This window comes from Asticcacaulis sp. (assembly GCF_027484505.1).
Taxonomy (GTDB): Bacteria; Pseudomonadota; Alphaproteobacteria; order Caulobacterales; family Caulobacteraceae; genus Asticcacaulis.
In genome coordinates, this window is sequence record NZ_JAIXSV010000144.1 from 36947 (window position 1) to 54934 (window position 17988).

14 protein-coding genes and 3 pseudogenes are annotated in these 17988 nt (G+C 58.7%); 3 read left to right on the forward strand and 14 right to left on the reverse strand.

Features of this window, described 5'->3' with window-relative positions; translation table 11 throughout:
- Positions 1-6: 6 nt before the first annotated feature.
- On the reverse strand, positions 7-2712 hold the full coding sequence (mutS, locus tag Q0072_RS09420) for a DNA mismatch repair protein MutS (protein ID WP_298328930.1): 2706 nt from the start codon (positions 2710-2712) through the stop codon (positions 7-9).
- Between the two features lie 257 nt (positions 2713-2969).
- On the opposite strand from mutS, the gene Q0072_RS09425 reads away from it, so the two are divergent.
- A complete protein-coding gene (locus Q0072_RS09425) occupies positions 2970-5252 on the forward strand; it encodes an NADP-dependent malic enzyme (protein WP_298328933.1) in 2283 nt (760 codons plus the stop codon).
- A gap of 37 nt (positions 5253-5289) precedes the next feature.
- On the opposite strand, the gene Q0072_RS09430 is transcribed toward Q0072_RS09425, so the two are convergent.
- The 3 genes and pseudogenes from Q0072_RS09430 to Q0072_RS09440 all read right to left on the reverse strand — a co-directional run.
- On the reverse strand, positions 5290-6984 hold the full coding sequence (locus tag Q0072_RS09430) for an MFS transporter (protein WP_298328936.1): 1695 nt from the start codon (positions 6982-6984) through the stop codon (positions 5290-5292).
- 76 nt (positions 6985-7060) lie between these two features.
- Complete coding sequence (locus Q0072_RS09435; RefSeq protein WP_298328938.1) at positions 7061-8617, reverse strand: response regulator; 1557 nt, start codon at positions 8615-8617, stop codon at positions 7061-7063.
- A gap of 69 nt (positions 8618-8686) precedes the next feature.
- Positions 8687-9358 (reverse strand): annotated as a pseudogene (locus Q0072_RS09440) (ATP-binding protein); the annotation flags it as partial.
- 126 nt (positions 9359-9484) lie between these two features.
- On the opposite strand from Q0072_RS09440, the gene Q0072_RS09445 reads away from it, so the two are divergent.
- The gene (locus tag Q0072_RS09445; protein WP_298328941.1) at positions 9485-10411 is read left to right on the forward strand and encodes a hypothetical protein; all 927 of its coding nucleotides are present in this window, start codon (positions 9485-9487) and stop codon (positions 10409-10411) included.
- Here Q0072_RS09445 and Q0072_RS09450 read toward each other — a convergent pair.
- Entirely contained in the window at positions 10391-10621 is a 231-nt protein-coding gene (locus Q0072_RS09450; protein WP_298328942.1) for a DUF6471 domain-containing protein, read from the reverse strand. The two genes, Q0072_RS09445 and Q0072_RS09450, sit on opposite strands and share 21 nt — an antisense overlap.
- A gap of 104 nt (positions 10622-10725) precedes the next feature.
- Between Q0072_RS09450 and Q0072_RS09455 the strand changes: the two genes are divergently transcribed.
- A complete protein-coding gene (locus tag Q0072_RS09455) occupies positions 10726-11685 on the forward strand; it encodes an IS1595 family transposase (RefSeq protein WP_298328945.1) in 960 nt (319 codons plus the stop codon).
- Positions 11686-11702: 17 nt separating this feature from the next.
- Here Q0072_RS09455 and Q0072_RS09460 read toward each other — a convergent pair whose 3' ends face one another.
- The 9 genes and pseudogenes from Q0072_RS09460 to Q0072_RS09500 form a co-directional block, all read right to left on the reverse strand.
- The gene (locus Q0072_RS09460) at positions 11703-12140 is read right to left on the reverse strand and encodes a hypothetical protein (protein ID WP_298328948.1); all 438 of its coding nucleotides are present in this window, start codon (positions 12138-12140) and stop codon (positions 11703-11705) included.
- Positions 12094-12573, reverse strand: a complete 480-nt coding sequence (locus Q0072_RS09465) for a Panacea domain-containing protein (protein WP_298328951.1) — start codon at positions 12571-12573, stop codon at positions 12094-12096. The genes Q0072_RS09460 and Q0072_RS09465 overlap by 47 nt, the downstream gene beginning before the upstream one ends.
- A 166-nt stretch (positions 12574-12739) precedes the next feature.
- On the reverse strand, positions 12740-13165 hold the full coding sequence (locus tag Q0072_RS09470; protein WP_298328954.1) for a hypothetical protein: 426 nt from the start codon (positions 13163-13165) through the stop codon (positions 12740-12742).
- A 70-nt stretch (positions 13166-13235) separates the two neighbouring features.
- Positions 13236-14150 (reverse strand): annotated as a pseudogene (locus Q0072_RS09475) (ATP-binding protein); the annotation flags it as partial.
- A gap of 187 nt (positions 14151-14337) precedes the next feature.
- Complete coding sequence (gene gshB / locus Q0072_RS09480) at positions 14338-15294, reverse strand: glutathione synthase (protein ID WP_298328957.1); 957 nt, start codon at positions 15292-15294, stop codon at positions 14338-14340.
- Positions 15295-15359: 65 nt separating this feature from the next.
- On the reverse strand, positions 15360-15743 hold the full coding sequence (locus tag Q0072_RS09485; RefSeq protein WP_298328960.1) for a YraN family protein: 384 nt from the start codon (positions 15741-15743) through the stop codon (positions 15360-15362).
- Positions 15740-16591 (reverse strand): 16S rRNA (cytidine(1402)-2'-O)-methyltransferase, encoded by an 852-nt coding sequence (gene rsmI, locus Q0072_RS09490; protein WP_298328963.1) that lies wholly within the window; start codon positions 16589-16591, stop codon positions 15740-15742. Before rsmI ends, Q0072_RS09485 begins: the two co-directional genes overlap by 4 nt.
- Before the next feature lie 36 nt (positions 16592-16627).
- Positions 16628-17230: a hypothetical protein gene (locus Q0072_RS09495; RefSeq protein ID WP_298328966.1), complete on the reverse strand. Its 603-nt coding sequence runs from the start codon at positions 17228-17230 to the stop codon at positions 16628-16630.
- 48 nt (positions 17231-17278) lie between these two features.
- A pseudogene (locus Q0072_RS09500) lies at positions 17279-17988 on the reverse strand (coproporphyrinogen III oxidase); the annotation flags it as partial.

The window sequence follows — 17988 nt, forward strand, 5'->3', positions numbered from 1 at the left end:
CCTACGTTACACCAGACCCCTTAAACGATAGATAACTTCCAGGGCCTCACGGGGGCTGAGGTCGTCCGGATTGATGCCTTTGATCGCCTTTTCCAGCTCGGTTTCGGCGGACTTTTGCACCGCAGCAACCGCAACCTGCGCCTGAACCGTGGCAAACAGGGGCAGATCGTCCAGTTTGAGCTGATGCGCCTTATCGGTCTCCAGTCGCTCCAGTATGTCTTTGGCGCGGGCCACCACCACCGGCGGCATTCCGGCCAGACGCGCCACCTGCACGCCGTAGGAGCGATCGGCTGCGCCGCGTTTGGCTTCGTGCAGGAAGATCAACTCGCCGTTCCATTCGCGCGCCGTCATGGAGATATTGTGGGTATGGGCGAGTAAGGATTCAAGCTGAGCCAGTTCATGATAGTGGGTGGCAAACAGGGCGCGCGCTTTGACCACCTCATGCAGGTTCTCGGCGCAGGCCCAGGCGATGGCCAGACCGTCGAAGGTCGCCGTACCGCGCCCGATCTCGTCCAGAATGACAAAGGAACGCTGCGTCGCCTGAGTCAGGATGGCAGCGGTTTCAACCATCTCCATCATGAAGGTGGAACGGCCCTGCGCCAGATCATCACCGGCGCCGACGCGCGAAAAGAGGCGATCCACCACACCCAGCCGGAACGATGCCGCCGGAACAAACAGACCGGCCTGCGCCATGATCACCAGCAGGGCGTTCTGGCGCAGGAAGGTCGATTTACCGGCCATGTTCGGCCCGGTCACGAGGTCGAGCCGCGGACCGCTCTGACCCGACGCATCCAGACAGCAGTCGTTGGGCGTGAACGGCTTGCCTTCGGCGCGCAAGGCCGCCACCACGACCGGATGGCGGGCGCCTTTGGCATCGAAGACGAGGCTGTCGTCTACCACGGGACGGGTGGCCTCAAGGTCTTCGGCCCATTCGGAGGCCGCAGCCGCGACATCCAGCGCGCAGAAGGCGTCGAACATATCCTGCAACGGATGGGCGTTGCGGCGGACTTCCTCGCGCAGGTCTTCAAAAATGGCCAGTTCGAGATTGAGCGCATCGGACCCGGCGCGAGCGATACGCGCATCAAGATCGATCAGGTCCGGCGTCGAAAAACGCATCTGGTTGGCCAGCGTCTGACGATGGATAAAACGCTGACGATGAGCGTCGCTTAAGGCCTCGGCCTGTTTGGCCGTCAGTTCGATGAAATAGCCCAAAACCGCATTGTATTTGATCTTCAGTGGCAGGCCGGTTTCCTGCTGAAGGTCGGACTCCATGCGCAGAATGATCTGGCGCGAGTCGTTGCGCAGACTGATAGCGTCCTGAAGGTGGCTGTTGTAGCCGGGCTTGATAAAACCGCCATCGCGCGTCGTAAGGGGGGGCTCCTCGACCAGCGCCATGTCGAGTTTGAACAACAGGTCCAGCACGTTTTCCGAAGCCGTCAGGGCCTCCACATGGGCATGGATTTCCGCGGGCCAGTCGGGGTCAAGCCGGGTTTCCGGATCATTCGGCTGCAACAGGCCAACCATATCTCTGGCCAGATCGAGGCAGTCGCGGATGACCTTCAGGTCACGCGGCCCGCCCCGCCCCAGACCCAGCCGCGACAGGGCGCGCGCCATATCGCTCATGCCGCGCAAACGGCCGCGCACCTCCTGACGCAGCGACCGCTGAGCGAGGAACCATTGCACGGCGTCCAGCCGGCGATTGATCTCGACCGGATTGTTCAGCGGGCGTGACAAACGCGCCGCCAGCAAACGCGAACCGCCGGACGTGATCGTGCGGTCGATGGCCGACATCAGCGAGCCTTCGCGGCTGCCCTTTTGCGTGCGCTCGATCTCCAGACTTAGGCGGGTGGACGGATCGATGGCCAGATAGGCCACAGAAGCGACCTTTCTGGGGGCCTTGAGTACCGGCGCCTTACCCGCCTGCGTCAGGTCGATATAGGCCGCCAGCATCCCTAGTGCCGACAGTTCGGACGGGCTGAACGCCCCGAACCCATCCAGCGTTTCGACGCCATAGAGCCGCTTCAGCCGCGCCTCCCCCGCTGCCGGATCGGACAGAGACGCCGGTTGCGGCTGAATCGCGCCACCACAATATTTCAGCAGGGCGTAGAGGTTTTCATCCTGAAGGATACGATCGGATACAAGGCTTTCGGAGGGGCGCAGCGCCGACAGGTGCGTGCCCAGCGTCTCCGGCGTCAGTTCCAGACATTCCACCTCGCCCGTGGACAGTTCCAGCGAGGCCAGCGCCATCACGCCCGCCCGCTGTGACAGGGCCACCAGACGGTTGGCACCGCGCTCTTCCAGCAGGCTGTCTTCGGTCAGGGTGCCCGGCGTGACGATGCGCGTAATGCCGCGTTTCACCACCGCCTTGTAGCCGCGCTTTTTGGCTTCGGACGGGTCTTCGAGTTGGTCGCAGATGGCCACGCGGAACCCCAGGCGGATCAGCTTGGCGATATAGGCTTCGGCAGCGTGGGCGGGCACGCCGGCCATGGGGATGTCTTCGCCCTGATGCTTACCGCGCTTGGTGAGCGCCAGAGACAGGGCCCCCGCCGCCTGCTCGGCATCCTCAAAGAACAGCTCGTAAAAATCGCCCATTCGGAAGAACAGGAGCGAACCCGGATTGGCGGCCTTGACCTCCAGATACTGGGCCATAACCGGCGTCGCACCGTCGAGTTGCGCTTTAAGGTCTTTTTCGGAAGAGGGGGTCGCGTTCATAGGGACAGGTTAATCAGTGTTAACAAGGCTCACCAGCGCGAAATGTAGCATTGCGCGGATTTCCACAGCCGTCCTCATCCGCCAGCGCGGCTTATGTGCGGAATTCCGCCCTCCGTTTCAGATATTGAAATGAAGTAAAACCTTTTTTGACGGTTTCGGGGGGAATAGGGTGTTTATCCCAAGCCTATACTGCCATACTAACACCCTAAGTAAACCCATAATTGTCAGACAAATAAACCGCGAGACGGAACGCCGGAATGCCCATCGACAAGACCAAGGTCAGCGACGAAGAAGCCCTGAATTTCCACCAATATCCCACCCCCGGGAAGATCGGACTTCAGCCGACCAAGCCTATGGCGACGCAGCGTGATCTGGCGCTGGCCTATTCGCCGGGTGTTGCTGTACCGGTGCGCAAGATCGCCGAAAATCCGGACGCCGCCTATGACTATACGTCAAAGGGCAATACGGTCGCGGTGATTTCCAACGGCACCGCCATTCTGGGTCTTGGCAATCTGGGCGCGCTGGCCTCGAAGCCGGTGATGGAAGGTAAGGCCGTCCTGTTCAAACGCTTTGCCGATATCGACTCGTTCGACATCGAAGTGGCGACGCAGGACCCCGATGAATTCATCACCGTGGTCAAGAACATCACGGCGTCTTTCGGCGGCATCAATCTCGAAGACATCAAGTCTCCGGAATGCTTCATCATCGAGTCGGCGCTTCAGGACCTCGCTGACATTCCCGTCTTCCACGATGATCAGCACGGCACAGCCATCATTGCCGCCGCCGGCCTGATCAATGCGCTGGAAATCACCGGCCGCCGGATCGAGGACACCAAGGTCGTGCTGTGCGGCGCGGGCGCGGCGGGTCTGTCCTCCATCGGCCTGATCAAGGCCATGGGCGTGAAACCGGAAAACACCACGGTCGTCGATATTCACGGCGTGGTCTATAAGGGCCGCACGGTCGAGATGGATCAGTGGAAGTCGGTCCACGCCACCGATACGGACAAGCGCACGCTTGCTGAGGCGATGGTCGGGGCCGATGTGGTGCTCGGTCTGTCGGCCAAGGGCGTCATCACGCCCGAAATGGTCGCCACCATGGCGCCGCAGCCGATCATCTTCGCCATGGCCAATCCCGACCCGGAAATCACGCCGGAAGACGTGGCAAAGGTGCGCGACGACGCCATCGTCGCTACGGGCCGTTCGGACTATCCCAATCAGGTCAATAACGTTCTGGGCTTCCCCTACATCTTCCGCGGCGCGCTGGACGTGCGCGCCCGCCGCGTCAATCACGAGATGAAGCTGGCCGCGGCCATGGCGCTGGCGCAACTGGCCCGCGAAGACGTGCCGGACGAAGTGGCCGCCGCCTATCAGGGCCGTCACCTGAAGTTTGGCAAGGACTACATCATCCCGACGCCGTTCGATCCGCGTCTGATCTGGTATATCCCGCCCTTCGTGGCACAGGCCGCCATGGACACCGGCGTGGCGCGCAAGCCGATCGAGGACATGGATTCCTATCGCAAGACGCTGGAAAAGCGCCTCGATCCGTCAGCGGGCTTCCTGCAAAATATCACCGCCACGGTGCGGTCGCGCCCCTCCAAGCGCATCGTCTTTGCCGAAGGCGAAGACATCTCGGTCATCCGCGCCGCCCACGCCTTCAAGGCGCAGGGTCTGGGCACGCCCATCCTTTGCGGCCGCGAAAACCTCGTCACCGCCAATATGCGTGCGGCGGGTCTCGACCCGGCGGAAGAGGATATCGAAATCGTTAATGCCCGCCTGAGCCACCGCAATGCGGCCTATTCGCAACTGCTCTATAGCCGCCTGCAACGCAAAGGCTTCCTGAAGCGCGACGTGGACCGCCTGATCAATCAGGACCGCAACTCGTTCGCCGCCGCTATGGTGCTGTCCGGCCACGCCGACGGCATGGTCACCGGCGTCACCCGCTCCTTCGATCAGGCCTTTGAAGAGGTTCTGCGCGTCGTCGATCCGGCCCCCGGCGGGCGCGTGATGGGTATGTCCATCGTGCTGGCGCGCGGCAAAACGGTGTTTATCGCCGACACCACCGTGGCCGAACTGCCTGACCCTGAAGAACTGGTCGAAATCGCGGTCGAAGCGGCCATGGCCGTGCGCGGTATGGGCCACACGCCGCGCGTCGCCTTCATGTCCTATTCGACCTTTGGCAACCCGGCGGGTGAGCGGTCCGACCGCGTGGCCAAGGCGGTTGAGCTTCTGGAGCAACGCGGCGTTGACTTCGAATTCGAAGGCGAAATGCCGCCCGACGTGGCGCTCGATCCGGCTCTGTGGGCCAACTACCCGTTCCAGCGCCTGACCGCCCCGGCCAATATTCTGGTCATGCCGGCCATCCACTCGGCATCGATTTCGACCAAGCTGGTACAGGCCTTGGGCGGGGCGACCGTCGTCGGGCCGCTGCTGCTGGGCCTGTCGAAGCCGGTGCAGATCTGTCAGCTGTCGGATTCGGTGACCAAGATCCTGACCATGGCCACCTTCGCGGCCTATGACATCCGGGCCAATATCAACAGCTGAGCTAGGGCTCTCGCTGAGACGCATCAGGGCGGAGCCGTCAGGCTTCGCCCTGTTCTTTTACGGCCCCCACCCGGATCAGCCAGATAGCCAGCACAACAGCAACCAGTCCCACCAGCGCCGTATAGGTGAAAAACAGCATATAGCCCGCCCCCAACGCTTCGCGGCTGACGCCCAGAGCCTCCGCAGGCTTGGCAAAGCTGATGGCGGGCAGGTTATGCAGATAGCCCATGAAGGGTGTTGCGACATTCCCCTGATCGGCGCCACGCGCTGCGCCCTCGACGATACGCCCCGACTGTGACGCCAGCAGCTTGCCCGGAAGCGCGTAAAGCGACGACAGAAGGGCGTACTGCGGAGCGGCAAAGCGCTCAGAAATCAGAGACGACATATAGGCGACCAGCACCACCCCGGCATAACCGCCCGAAATATTGTCGATGGCCAGAGCGATGGAAAAGGCCGGAATGCTGTTGCCCTGCGTCGCCAGCCAGGCATAGGCGAAGTTGGATGCCGCGCAGGCAAAGGCCCCGATCATCAGGCTCTTTTTCATGCCCAGTCGGGTCATGGAAAGCCCGCCGGCCGTTACCCCGATAATGGTCATGATGACGCCGAAAATCTTGCGCACTTCGCCTATCACCGAGAGGTCAAAACCCAGATCACGGTAAAAGGCACCGTTGATATTGAGCAAAAAGTCCGACAGACGATAGACGCAGATACCCGCTAGGATCAGCCAAGCGAGGTTTTCGTAGCGCACCAGAAAATCGGCCATCGGTTCAACAAAGGTCTGACGCAGATAGGCCCCCGGACGCGTCGGCGTGCGCGGCAAGGGCAGACAAGCCACAAACAGCAGGCTCAACCCGATCAGCACCGCCGGGAACTGCAGAAAAATACCGGTTTCACGGCTGGTCCACACGGCTTTGGCGGCTTCAAAAGCTTCAGCAGACGGAAAAATGAACTGGAACAGGCTGATATTGCCGGTCAGCCCCGACCCCATCAGCGAGGCCGCCAGCAGCATGAGCAGCACGCGCCCACCCCATTCGAGCGCCTCGGTGACCGGATGCGGTGGCAAATCCCCGTAGTGGATAGGCCGGATAATGTGTTCGCCTTCGCGCGCCAGAAGGGTTCCCGTAATACCAATCAGCATCATGGCCGCCATCAGGGCATAGGCCGGTCGCCAGCCATAATGTTCGGCAATAATCAGCGGCAGGATACCGGCCACAAAGGTCGAAACCCGTGCCCCCCACGTATAGGCCGTTGTCAATACCGCCTGCCCACCAGAGCCCGCGCTTTCAATCCGCCACGCGTCGATGACAATATCCTGCGTTGCCCCCAAAAAACCCAGCAAGACGGCGATCAGGGCCATCAGCATCAAATGATCCTGCGGATTAAGCCCCGATATGGTCCACAGGCCCAGCAGGATCGCCACCTGCATGATCAGCATCCAGCTTCGCCTGTGGCCCAAAAGCGCTGTGAGGCCGGGGATGCGCACCCGATCGACCAGCGGGGCCCACATGAATTTCAGGCTGTAGGCAAAGGTCGCCAGCGAAAAGAAGGCGATGACCTCAAGCGACAGACCCTCGTCGCGCAGCCATATCGACAGGGTATCAAAAATCAGACTTAGGGTCAGGCCTGCCGAAAAACCCAGAAAGATCATGGCCAGCGTCTTGCGCGTGAAGAAGGGCTTCACGGCCTGCCACAAAGTCTTGGTCTCAGGCTGGGCGGGTGGCGTCGTGGTCATGCGTATCCTCGGTAATGATCTAACCGCTGATCATCGGGGGAAGCCATTGATTTGGCAAGCGCGCAAAAAAGACCTGTCAGGCCGCGTTGGCGCGCCCGCACCATTGGCTCAGGCGATGGCGCAGCGCCGGCAGCTCAATGGGCTTGGTCAGGAAGTCGTCCATACCCGCCGCCAGACAGGCACGCCGGTCTTCTTCGTAAGCATTAGCGGTGAGAGCGATGATCGGCACCCTCACGCCTTTGGCGCGCAAGGCCTTCGTGGTGCCGATACCGTCCAGACCCGGCAGACCAAGGTCCATGAACACAATATCATAGAGGTTTTGCGTCTCAATCAGACGCAGCGCCTCTTCACCACTGGCGGCACGCTCCACCCGACAGCCTTCGCGTTGCAGCAGGATCTGCGCCAGCAGCGCATTGACCGGATTGTCTTCAACCAGAAGCACCTGCACGCCAGGGGCAACCACCGGCACGATACGATCGTCCTCGGTTGCGGCTGCCGGTTCTTCATTGGGAAGCGGTTTGAGCGAAAGCGTCTCTATGCGCTCCTTCAACGAACTGCGACGCAAGGGCTTAATCAGGTAGCCGGCCCAGCCCTTATCGCGCCACGCCGGAATTTCATCGCGTTCTTCTGGGGCCAGCAGAATCAGACTGCGGTTGTTGGGCGCAGGCACCGGTTCAGGCAGACCGCGGCGGTCCGCCAGCACCACAGCGCGTGAACGACGGCCAATGCCCTTAAGCTGGCTGGCCTGACGCACGCGGATGCCGCAACTGTCGAGATGCGATTGAGCCGCCTCAGCCAGCACCGGATTGGTCGTGACGCATATGACATCCGGGGTCGAGCGCTGTTCAGGCGTGGCACGCAAGGTGCAGGCCACCGGGAAGGTTGCGGTAAATTCCGACCCCTTGCCCGGTTCGGACTGGAGGTCGAGTTCCGCGTTCATGGCCTCGATCAGTTTTTTGACGACGACCAGCCCCAATCCCGCCCCGCCGTACTGCGCCCCGGCGTGCGACGGATCGACCTGCCCGAAGGCCTCGAAAATACGCGCCCTCGCCTCTTCAGGAATACCGGCCCCTGTATCCCGAACGCCGAAACGCACCGCCCCGGCCTCCGTCAGCGTCACATCCATCAGAACGCCGCCGGACTGGGTGAATTTGAGCGCATTACCCGCCAGATTGAACAGAATCTGACGCAACCGCCCTTCGTCAATTTCAATGGCCTCAAGCCGAGGATCGAGGCTCCAGGCGATTTCAATACCCCCCGCATAGGCGCGCGGCGAGAGAAGCTCAGCCACGCTTTGGAGCAGGGGTTCGAGTTCGACCAGATGGCTTTCCAGATGGATATGCCCGGCTTCGATACGCGCATAGTCGAGCAGATCATTGACCAGAGTCAGCAGGTGCTCTCCGGACTCCCGCGCGGTCTGAAGATAGGACTGCTGTTCAGCGGTCAGCGACGTGCGGTTGAGCAGCGACAGCATCCCCAGCACGCCATTGAGCGGTGTGCGGATTTCATGGCTCATCAGCTTGAAGAAATCCTCGCGCGCCTTGAGCTTCTGCGCCGCCTCGCGGGCTTCGGCTTCGGTCATCAGACGGCTGTCTGTCTGATCCGGCGCGAGGGACATCTGGCGTCTGGACATGGGGTTCGCGTGTCTCCGTACTTCGTTTTGAAGTCCTTCGCAGCCTAACGGCAAATCCTTAACGTCGGCTCAAGCGGTCGGTATTTTTCCCGACAAAACGGCGGTCGGCTGCGGTTCGGATGCCGCCCGTCGATAGATCAGCGCTTCGGCCACATGCCGGCGCAATATGGGTGTTTCCTCGCCGCTCAGAGCGCTTTCGATGTCGGCAATGGTACGCGCCAGTCGCACACAGCGCGTCCACGCCCGCGCCGACAGGTTGGCCCGCTGCGCCGCCTGTACCAACAGGGTGCGCGCCGCCTCATCCAAGGGTGCAATGGCCTCCAGCGCCGAACCCGACGCCGTGGCATTGACAGCGGCTTCCGGCGGCAAGCCCAGGCGGCGCGCCCGTTCGGTCTGGATATGACGCGCGGCCTGTACACGGGCGGCGACCTCCGCCGAACCTTCAGCGGGTGGTGGCAGGGCCATGTCTGCGGCCGTCACTGGCGGTACGTCGATTTGCAGGTCGATACGGTCCATCATTGGCCCGGACACGCGCCCCTGATAGTCGCGCTGACATTTTGGGGCTTTGCCACAAGCCCCCTTACCCACTCCACCATAGCCGCAGCGGCAGGGGTTCATGGCGGCGACCAATTGCACCCGCGCCGGGTAACGGATGTGGTGATTGGCGCGCGCCACCACGACTTCGCCGGTTTCCAGCGGTTGCCGCAGGCTATCGAGTGCTTGTGGCGAATATTCCGGCATTATGTAGGAAACACACCAAGCGGTGTGATCCCCGTAATGCCTCGGAATGTTCGAGGTAAATTATGACTCCACAACCCGAGCGTATCGTGATCAATTGCCCGAACAGTGGCAGGGGAGTGGTATCGCATGGAAATCACGTTGAACCACGGAGTGGAATACGAAATTGTAGACCCCGTGTCGGTAGAAGATTTGGTGAAGTCAATAGAGGCACATGCTCGCTTGTTGCGAGCTACATCCGATCTTATTTCCGAACTTGTGCCGGGACTTCAAATAGAAACAAAAAAAGTCTCCGTAGTTTATCTCAGCCAGCAGAGCCCTTTGAAAGAAGCATTTGCTGTTGGTTTGTATCTAACATATCAAAAGGAGCTTGAGAAGGAGGTGCCGGAACTAATTGAAGCTCTAACTAACACAAAAATTCCAGATCGGTACGATACGCTCGTAACCGTTCTTGTTATGCTTGTCGCAATTTATGGAATTTCAAAAGCGTTGGATACGCTATTTCCTGGAAAGTCAAAGGCGAACATTGAAGAAACCAAAGAAAGCTTAACAAGCCAAGCTGCTAAAATTATTGGAGTTACATCTAAACGATTAATTGTGGCCCTTGAAGTGCTGTTTAAGGGAAGAAGCGAGCGCGTGTTGGTAAATTCATCCCAAAAAATGTTTGCTCCAACTAGAAACCAGACATTCGCAAGCATTCGTGACGCCAGAGGTCAGGTTCTTGTTGGACAAGACGCGACACGGGATGCGCAAGCCGCATCTGGGTTGCCGTATGAAATAGAAGATAATGACGACGCGGAAACAAGCTCCCAATTTCACCAAGGTGTTCGGATCATTCTTCACGCCATGGACAAAGACAGAAAGAAAAGCGGATGGGCCGGTCATTGCCCAGATCTATTTGACGAACGTATTCCTATGCATTTGGAAAAAACGTTGAAACCGGAAAAAATATTCGGCCACGATGAAATCAAAGGCGACATCCTTCTAACCTCCGAAGAGGATGCAGAAGGAAAAATGGTGGCAAAAGAATTTCTCTTAATTCAAGCCTATATGTAAACTGCTAGTCTCAATCGCGCTTAGACATTGCAGAAGATACGCCGCTGTGAATTTGCCCCTAGAGAGCTTATTCCGCACGTTTACCTCTTTCTCGTCAACTCCGATTGCAGCGAGCTTGTCCACAAGCTGAGCGTAAGTGACGCCCTTGCGCTTCAGTTCGGCCTTCAACAGGTTCGCTGCCATCATCTCCCAATCCGTTTTTTCGGCCATTTGTAACGCTCCTGATTAAAAAAGTATCGTTTGCGATACATATGCCCTTGTCAGAGATACGTCAACGCACTATATACGATACATACGTATCTGATATAGTGACAATGGCTCAACATTTCCTCCTTTCTTCCGCCGCTCGCACCCTCTCGCTGGTGAAGGTAATGCGCATGTCGGACGATCAAGCATTTGAAGCGTTCAAGGCTATCCGTTGGAGCGACAACGGCGGGGAACCTTATTGCCATAAGTGCGGCTGCGCTGAGGTCTACACCTACAAAGCCCGCAAGCTGTGGAAGTGCAAGGGCTGCGAGGCTCAATTCTCCGTCACGTCCGGGACGATCTTTGCCAGTCGAAAGCTGTCGCTGCGTGACCTGCTCGCCGCAATCGCCATCTTCACCAATGGCGCTAAGGGCTACTCTGCGCTTCAACTGAGCCGTGATCTGGACGTTCAGTACAAGACGGCCTTTGTCATGGCTCACAAGCTGCGCGAGGCTATGGGCGCGGCCTCTGATCGTTCTAAGCTGGACGGTGAGGTTGAAGTGGACGGCGCGTACTTTGGTGGCTACGTGAAGCCCGCCAATGAGAAGGAAAACCGCCGCGACCGTCGCAAGACCGCCAACCAATCCGGCAAGCGTCAAGTCGTCGTCATCATGCGCGAGCGTGACGGTCGCGCCATGCCGTTCGTTACCAAGTCAGAGGCACAAGGCGTTGCTCTGGTCGCTGCCAATGTGGATCAGGGCGCGACCGTTCATGCCGACGAGGCCAGCCATTGGGATAACCTGTCCGCTCGTTTCATGACGAAGCGCATCAATCATAGTGAAGCCTATTCACTGGACGGCGCTTGCACCAACCAAGCCGAAAGCTATTTCAGCCGCCTCCGTCGCGCTGAGACAGGCACTCACCATCATATCGCCGGTAAGTACCTGTCGGCCTATGCAAACGAAATGGCGTGGCGCGAAAACTTCCGCCGCGTTTCCAATGGCGAGCAATTTATGATGATCGTGGGCGCTGCGGCTGCGCATCCTGTGTCGCGCCAGTGGAAAGGGTACTGGCAGAGGACGAATTAATCGTCTCGATATAAAATCTATTTGCGAGCGCCGGTAAAGATGCCCTTGACGATCATCCCGACCAGTCCGATTACTGTTACCGCAGTACTACCAACCAAAAAACTCAGGACCGTATCGCTAACTGGATTCACAACCGGACAGAACATATTGGAGAATACAAGAAATCCAACAAATAAACTGTACCCGACCATAAAACGGAATATCTTACGGGAGTAAGGTACAATTAGCTGGTTTAATATCACTGCCCCATTTTCTGTGCGTTTGTATTCATCGAATTCAATTTTCAGTTTTTCGTGACGCTCGCTAAGATCGATGAATTCGTTCTGCCAATTGATCGTAACAGTCAGCGACGCACCAGACTCGCTACTTGATGACAGCGAATCTGGTGCAGTATCAATGTCCTTTGGGCTAGGCTTGGGCAGCTTCTTCGCGCCCCGCCTGAGCCAAAAGCGCATAATGACGCTCTATAGCTTCATTTGAAATCGGAGTGTTACGGCCTTGGGCGTACGCGTGATACCATGGAGTTCCAGACTTATGAGTCATGTGTGACAAGTCGGCACCCTTGTATGAACCGTATCTCCCCCAAACATGCTCTAAGACTTCACACTCGTTTGGAGTAAGCTCTGCCTCATACGGCTGCTTTGTGATGGGACTTACTAGCAACCCGTCTTTCAAACCAAAATCTCGAATATGATCCCATATTGATCGAAATACAGGACCGCCGTCCCATGCCTCTATTCGATCTCGGACCAAAGGCTCGTGATTGATGGCCAGATTAAACCCGTGAGAGATGTAAACCAGCTTTTGCAGCTTCATTTGATCGCCGCCAATCGAAGGCGACAAGCGCAGGAAATGGTTCGCGACAGCCAACGCGCGATGATTTGACATAACGACCTCCTTTCCGAATCGCCAACACGGAACTTTAACGCTTTGTCAAGTTTCTTGTTTGTTCCGTTCACATATATGCGTCCGTTTGGTATATTTTGCAATCCATAACTGTCACCACAAACGTGAAAGTGACGATTATGCGCAATATGCACATCTTCACAATGCGCTAAACCGCTAACACCCAAGCCTTGTATTCGCCTATGTGGCCTGCGCTTACAACCGTTTTGCGCTCTTGGTACTTAGTCAGACATGCCCCAATGCGCTTACGGATGATGACGTAAGTCTCGTCGTCTGTTCGCAGGTTTCGCGCTTCAAGCCATGCCGTCGTTATGTCCTTAGACGTAACAGGCCCAGACGCTTTACGCAGATAATCCAGAACGAACCTTTGAACGCTGCCCTTCTTCGCCCTGTGCTTCGTCACGTAGCGCTGTATGGCCCTTGGTGTCTGTTCTGGATCGAACAGGGCAATTGCCGCGTCTAGGTGGTCAATGTCACAGGTGACTTTGTGGAGGTCTTTTTCAAGCGCCTTACGCAGCTTAAAAAGCTCGTCTCGCTTGGCCATGAGGCCCGCTACGGTGTTCGGTCTTTCCATGAGAGGAACATAACCGGAAACGTATTTTATAGCGTGACAAACGTTGGTGTATTTGCTACATAATGCCGGAATATTCCGGCAATTCATCAAGGAACAGGACGCCATTGTGCGCCAAGGACACCTCGCCCGGTTTGGCGCGCAAGCCACCGCCCGTAAGCGCCGCCATCGAAGCGGAATGATGGGGCGAACGAAACGGACGCTCGCGCGTCAGATTGCCCTTTTCCAGCAGCCCCGCCATCGACCAGATTTGTGAGGTTTCCAACAACTCTGTGGCGGTCAGGGGCGGTAATATACCGGGCAGTCGCTGCGCCATCATGGATTTGCCCGATCCGGGCGGGCCGACAAACAACAGATTGTGTCCCCCGACGGCGGCGATTTCGAGGGCCCGTTTGGCGGCCTCCTGCCCCTTGACCTCCTTGAGGTCCGGCTGCGCCCCTTTTGATATCACTTCGCCGGGTTGCGGCGCGCTGAGCACCGCCTGACCCTTGAAATGCGCAATCAGGTCGATCAGCGAGCGCGGCGCCAGTATGGGCACATCGCCGGCCCAGGCGGCTTCACGGCCATTGGCTTCCGGACAGATGAGCCCCATGCCGTAAGAGCCTGCGGCAATCGCCGCGGGCAAGGCCCCGGCCATAGCCCCGATCTGCCCGTCCAGCTTCAACTCACCGGCACAGACATAGCCATCCAGCGCATCCTGCGGGATGACGCCCATCATCACCATCAGGGCCAGTGCGATAGGGAGATCGTAATGCGAGCCTTCCTTCGGCAGATCAGCGGGGGCCAGATTGGCAACAATGCGCTTGGCGGGAATGCTCAAACCCATACCGGCAAAGGCTCCGCGTACCCGGTCACGGCTTTCCGCCACTGCCTTGTCCCCCAGCCCGACCACCACAAAGGCCAGATTGCCTGAGGTGATTTGCACCTCGGCCTCGACGCGATGCGCCTTCGCCCCCTCAAACGCCACGGTTGTCACACGCGCCGGCATAGTCCCCTCCGATGGATAGCCGCATAAGGAAACGCCAAAGCGCCACGCTTACGCAAATCTTATCCACACCCTAGGGAATGAATTTAGACAAATCAAGAACAAAAATCGAACAAAATGGCATAATTACATATAACTGTAATATACGACCTGCCATAACTGCGAAATCTCGGATATTTTCCTTTAGATTCTAGGCCTTGGCTGTGGACAGCTTACGTTCCACCGCGTTCCACAGAGCGTCGCCCGCATCTATGCCGTCAAACGCTTTAAGTTGCACCGCGCCCGTCGGCGACGTCACGTTGATTTCTGTCAGATAATCCCCGATCACGTCAAGTCCCACAAAAATCAGGCCTCGTTCACGTAGGGCCGGACCCACTGCAGCGCAGATTTCCAGATCACGCGGCGTCAGCGTCGTGGGCACCGCCGTGCCGCCAACGCGCAGGTTGGAACGCACCGCGTCCTTTTGTGGCACACGATTGATGGCTCCGACCACTTCGCCATCAACCAGAATGATGCGCTTGTCGCCCGCCGACACGGCCGGAATAAATTTTTGCAGCACCAGAGGCTCACGACCAATCGCCGCGTGCAGTTCGATCAGGGCATCGAGATTCCGGTCGTCCGCCTTGAGCTTGATGATACCGCCACCGGCCGCCCCATGCAGAGGTTTCAGGATCACGTCACCGTGGCGTTGCTGAAAATCGCGCAGGGCTTCGGGATCGGCGCTGATCAGGGTCGGCGGCTGAAGGCCCTGGAAGTGTTGAGCGAACAGCTTTTCCGGACAATCGCGCACGCTGCGCGGGTCATTAACGACCAGCGTCTTCGGATGGATCATTTCGAGGAGGTAGGTGGCGGTAATATAGGCCACATCGAACGGCGGGTCCTGACGCATCAGCACCACATCGACATCGCTGCCGAGATTAAGTTTCTGATGCGCCCCAGCCGTAACGTGATCGCCCTTGACCGGCCGCAGCGTCACCTTACGCGCACGGGCGAAAATCTCACCGTCTTCCAGCGACAGGTGCTGCGGTTCATAGACCCACAGTTCGTGGCCCCGCGCCTGCGCTGCCATCATCAGCAGGAAGGTGGTGTCCCCGGCGATATTGATGGTTTCGATGGGGTCCATCTGGACGGCAACGCGCAGGGTCATAGGGGTACCTCTCGTTTCTTGCCATCTATTTATAGAGCCTGAGCGTCAGCACAAGGGGACGGGAGTCAGATTCCGTCGGCAAAGGCGTCGCGCACATAGCGCACACCCCGTGGCGTCACGACATAGAGATCAACGTGCAGGCTGAGTTTGGCCAGTTGCGGGCGGCGGGCCTGAAGCTGATGACCTGCCTGCCATAAACGGTATCTTTGAGTGGGGGAGACCGCTGTCAGGGCTTCCATAACGGTGCGGCGTTGCTTAACCTCAATGACCGCCAGCCGCTGGCCGCGCAGGGCCAGAATGTCGATTTCACCTTCCGGCGTTTTCAGACGAAACCCCAGGATGCGATGCCCGGCGAGCAGGAGATGAACAAGCGCGATATATTCGCTCAGATGCCCGCGTTTGTGCGCCTTCTGCCCGCGTTCAACCTTGTGGGCATTGGGCTGTTTCATTTCAAATCCAGCGCCCGTTTGTAAATGACCTTGCGCGGCAGGTCGAACTTCTGCGCCAGCAGAGCCGCGGCCTCGGACGGCGGCAGGGTTTTAAGCGCGTCGATGATGGCCGCATCCAGATCGTCGGCAGAGGCTGCCTCGGTCTGACCTGGCCCGATCAGCACCACAATCTCGCCCTTCGGCTCCTGAAGCTCGCGACACTCGACAAGTTCGCCAAGCGTGCCACGCACACAGGTTTCATAGAGTTTGGTCAGTTCGCGGCACACCGCCGCCGGGCGCTCGCCCAGAACGGCGCGCATATCGCGAAGGGATTCGTGCAAACGCGGGCCGGTTTCGAAGAAAACCACTGTCGATTCAAGTGTTTTGAAATCAGACAGAAAGGTCTTCCTGGCCGCTGATTTGTTGGGCAGAAACCCCGCAAACATAAACCGGTCCGTCGGCAAGCCGGCCAGACACAAGGCCGCCATCACCGCCGACGGGCCCGGAATGGGATGCACCCTTGCCCCGGCTTCGAGCGCCATATTGACCAGCCGGAAGCCCGGATCGGAGACCAGAGGCGTGCCGGCATCCGACACCTGGGCTACGATTTCACCGGCGTGCAGGCGGGTCAGGATTTCCGGAATAACCTGTGGCCCCGAATGGTCGTCATAGCGGATCAGCTTTTTCTTGAGATCATAAGCCGAGAGCAGCTTGCCGGTCACCCGCGTGTCCTCGCACAGCACCACATCGGCGGCGCGCAGCACATCGAGCGCGCGCAGGGTGATGTCGCGCAGATTGCCGATCGGCGTGGCAATAATATACAGCCCGCCTTCGACAGGACGGGGCGGTGGGGCAAAGAAATCGCTCATGCCCCTATCTGGCGCATGGGCCGCCGTTTGGAAAGCCTAAATAATGCCGGCGCAGGTGCGGGCCAGTGCCTTGCGCCGCGCCACACTCAGTTCCAGCCCCGTCACCTTCCAGTCGAGGCCATTGCGCGACACGACCAGATAGTCGTCGCCACTGATGCGGTACTGACGGGCGGCAAAGCTGCCGTAACGGATACGCGGATCGGGTTTCCAGTTGAGTTTGGCCGGTTGCGGCTTGAGGTATTTGAGCAGGGTGACAAAGCCCTGAGCCTCACCCGCCGTCTGGGCACACAGATGCAGGTCGATGGTCTTTTGCGGTTCGGGCTCAGGGGCCGGTTTGGGTTTGCCGCCAAACAGCGACGTGCCCTTGTCCCACATGCGTTGCAGGAAGCCTTCCTTGTGTTCGGCGGGCTTGGGCGTCTCTACCGGGATGACCTCATAAGGCGCGATCTCGTTATACAGACGGTTGGTAATGGCCGTGCCGTCGATCAGGGGTTCGACGCGGGCCACTTTACCGGCGCTGGCATAGGTCAGGGTGTCGATAGCCACGACCTGCGCCCGATAGACGTCCCAGCAGACAAGACCGCCGATAACGACCACCAGAACGGTCAGTCCGATCAGAATTCTGCGCCATTTGTGCATGGGAAGCCCCCTTTTTCACCGCTTGTTTAAGCAACAAAACGGCAAAAATTATGACAGAAGCTCCAGAAGCAGCCGGTCGAGGACCACCCGCCCCTTCGGCGTGGCGCGCAAACGCTCCGGCGTCAGTTCCAAAAAGCCCTCCGCGATCAACTCATCGCGCTTGTTCAGCGGTAACCCGGCAATGCGTTCAAGCCGCACCCCTTCGATCAGACGCAGACCCAGCATCAGCGCCTCTTCGCTGGCCTCATCGAGCGACAAGGGTTCAGGGGTCACGCTGTGGCCTGTTTCGCGGACACGCGCGATATAGGCTTTGAGATCAGGCTCAGCGACCGTCGAATGGCGCGAATTGTCAAAGCTTACACGCCCGTGAGAGCCGGGTCCGATACCCACATAGTCCACGCCTTCCCAGACGTTGATATTGTGTTGGGACCGTGCGGCCACGCCGCGCGCATGGTTCGACACCTCGTAGGCCTCATAGCCCAGCTCGCTCAGGACAGACTGGGTTGTATCATAGAAGGCCTCGCCCTGTTCGGGGTCGGGAATGCGCAACTGCCCCCGCCGGGCGGCGCGCCCGAAGGCGGTCTCGGATTCGATGGTCAGTTGATAGGGCGAGATATGTTCAATTCCAAGACTCGCGGTCCGCCGCAGCTCATCTTCCCAGTTTTCTAGGCTTTGCTCCGGCAGGGCATAGATCAGGTCCAGCGACACCCGCTCAAAGACAGACAAGGCGGTCTCTAGCCCCGTAAGCGCTTCCCGCG

Excerpts from the sequence above, each read along its gene's own strand:
- Q0072_RS09435 (WP_298328938.1), bottom strand. The coding sequence starts at position 8,617 with ATGTCCAGACGCCAGATGTCCCTCGCGCCGGATCAGACAGACAGCCGT.
- Q0072_RS09495 (WP_298328966.1), bottom strand. The coding sequence starts at position 17,230 with ATGCACAAATGGCGCAGAATTCTGATCGGACTGACCGTTCTGGTGGTC.
- rsmI (WP_298328963.1), bottom strand. The coding sequence starts at position 16,591 with ATGAGCGATTTCTTTGCCCCACCGCCCCGTCCTGTCGAAGGCGGGCTG.
- Q0072_RS09470 (WP_298328954.1), bottom strand. The coding sequence starts at position 13,165 with ATGGAAAGACCGAACACCGTAGCGGGCCTCATGGCCAAGCGAGACGAG.
- Q0072_RS09465 (WP_298328951.1), bottom strand. The coding sequence starts at position 12,573 with ATGTCAAATCATCGCGCGTTGGCTGTCGCGAACCATTTCCTGCGCTTG.
- gshB (WP_298328957.1), bottom strand. The coding sequence starts at position 15,294 with ATGACCCTGCGCGTTGCCGTCCAGATGGACCCCATCGAAACCATCAAT.
- Q0072_RS09430 (WP_298328936.1), bottom strand. The coding sequence starts at position 6,984 with ATGACCACGACGCCACCCGCCCAGCCTGAGACCAAGACTTTGTGGCAG.
- Q0072_RS09450 (WP_298328942.1), bottom strand. The coding sequence starts at position 10,621 with ATGGCCGAAAAAACGGATTGGGAGATGATGGCAGCGAACCTGTTGAAG.
- mutS (WP_298328930.1), bottom strand. The coding sequence starts at position 2,712 with ATGAACGCGACCCCCTCTTCCGAAAAAGACCTTAAAGCGCAACTCGAC.
- Q0072_RS09485 (WP_298328960.1), bottom strand. The coding sequence starts at position 15,743 with ATGAAACAGCCCAATGCCCACAAGGTTGAACGCGGGCAGAAGGCGCAC.
- Q0072_RS09460 (WP_298328948.1), bottom strand. The coding sequence starts at position 12,140 with ATGCGCTTTTGGCTCAGGCGGGGCGCGAAGAAGCTGCCCAAGCCTAGC.
- Q0072_RS09425 (WP_298328933.1), top strand. The coding sequence starts at position 2,970 with ATGCCCATCGACAAGACCAAGGTCAGCGACGAAGAAGCCCTGAATTTC.
- Q0072_RS09455 (WP_298328945.1), top strand. The coding sequence starts at position 10,726 with ATGGCTCAACATTTCCTCCTTTCTTCCGCCGCTCGCACCCTCTCGCTG.
- Q0072_RS09445 (WP_298328941.1), top strand. The coding sequence starts at position 9,485 with ATGGAAATCACGTTGAACCACGGAGTGGAATACGAAATTGTAGACCCC.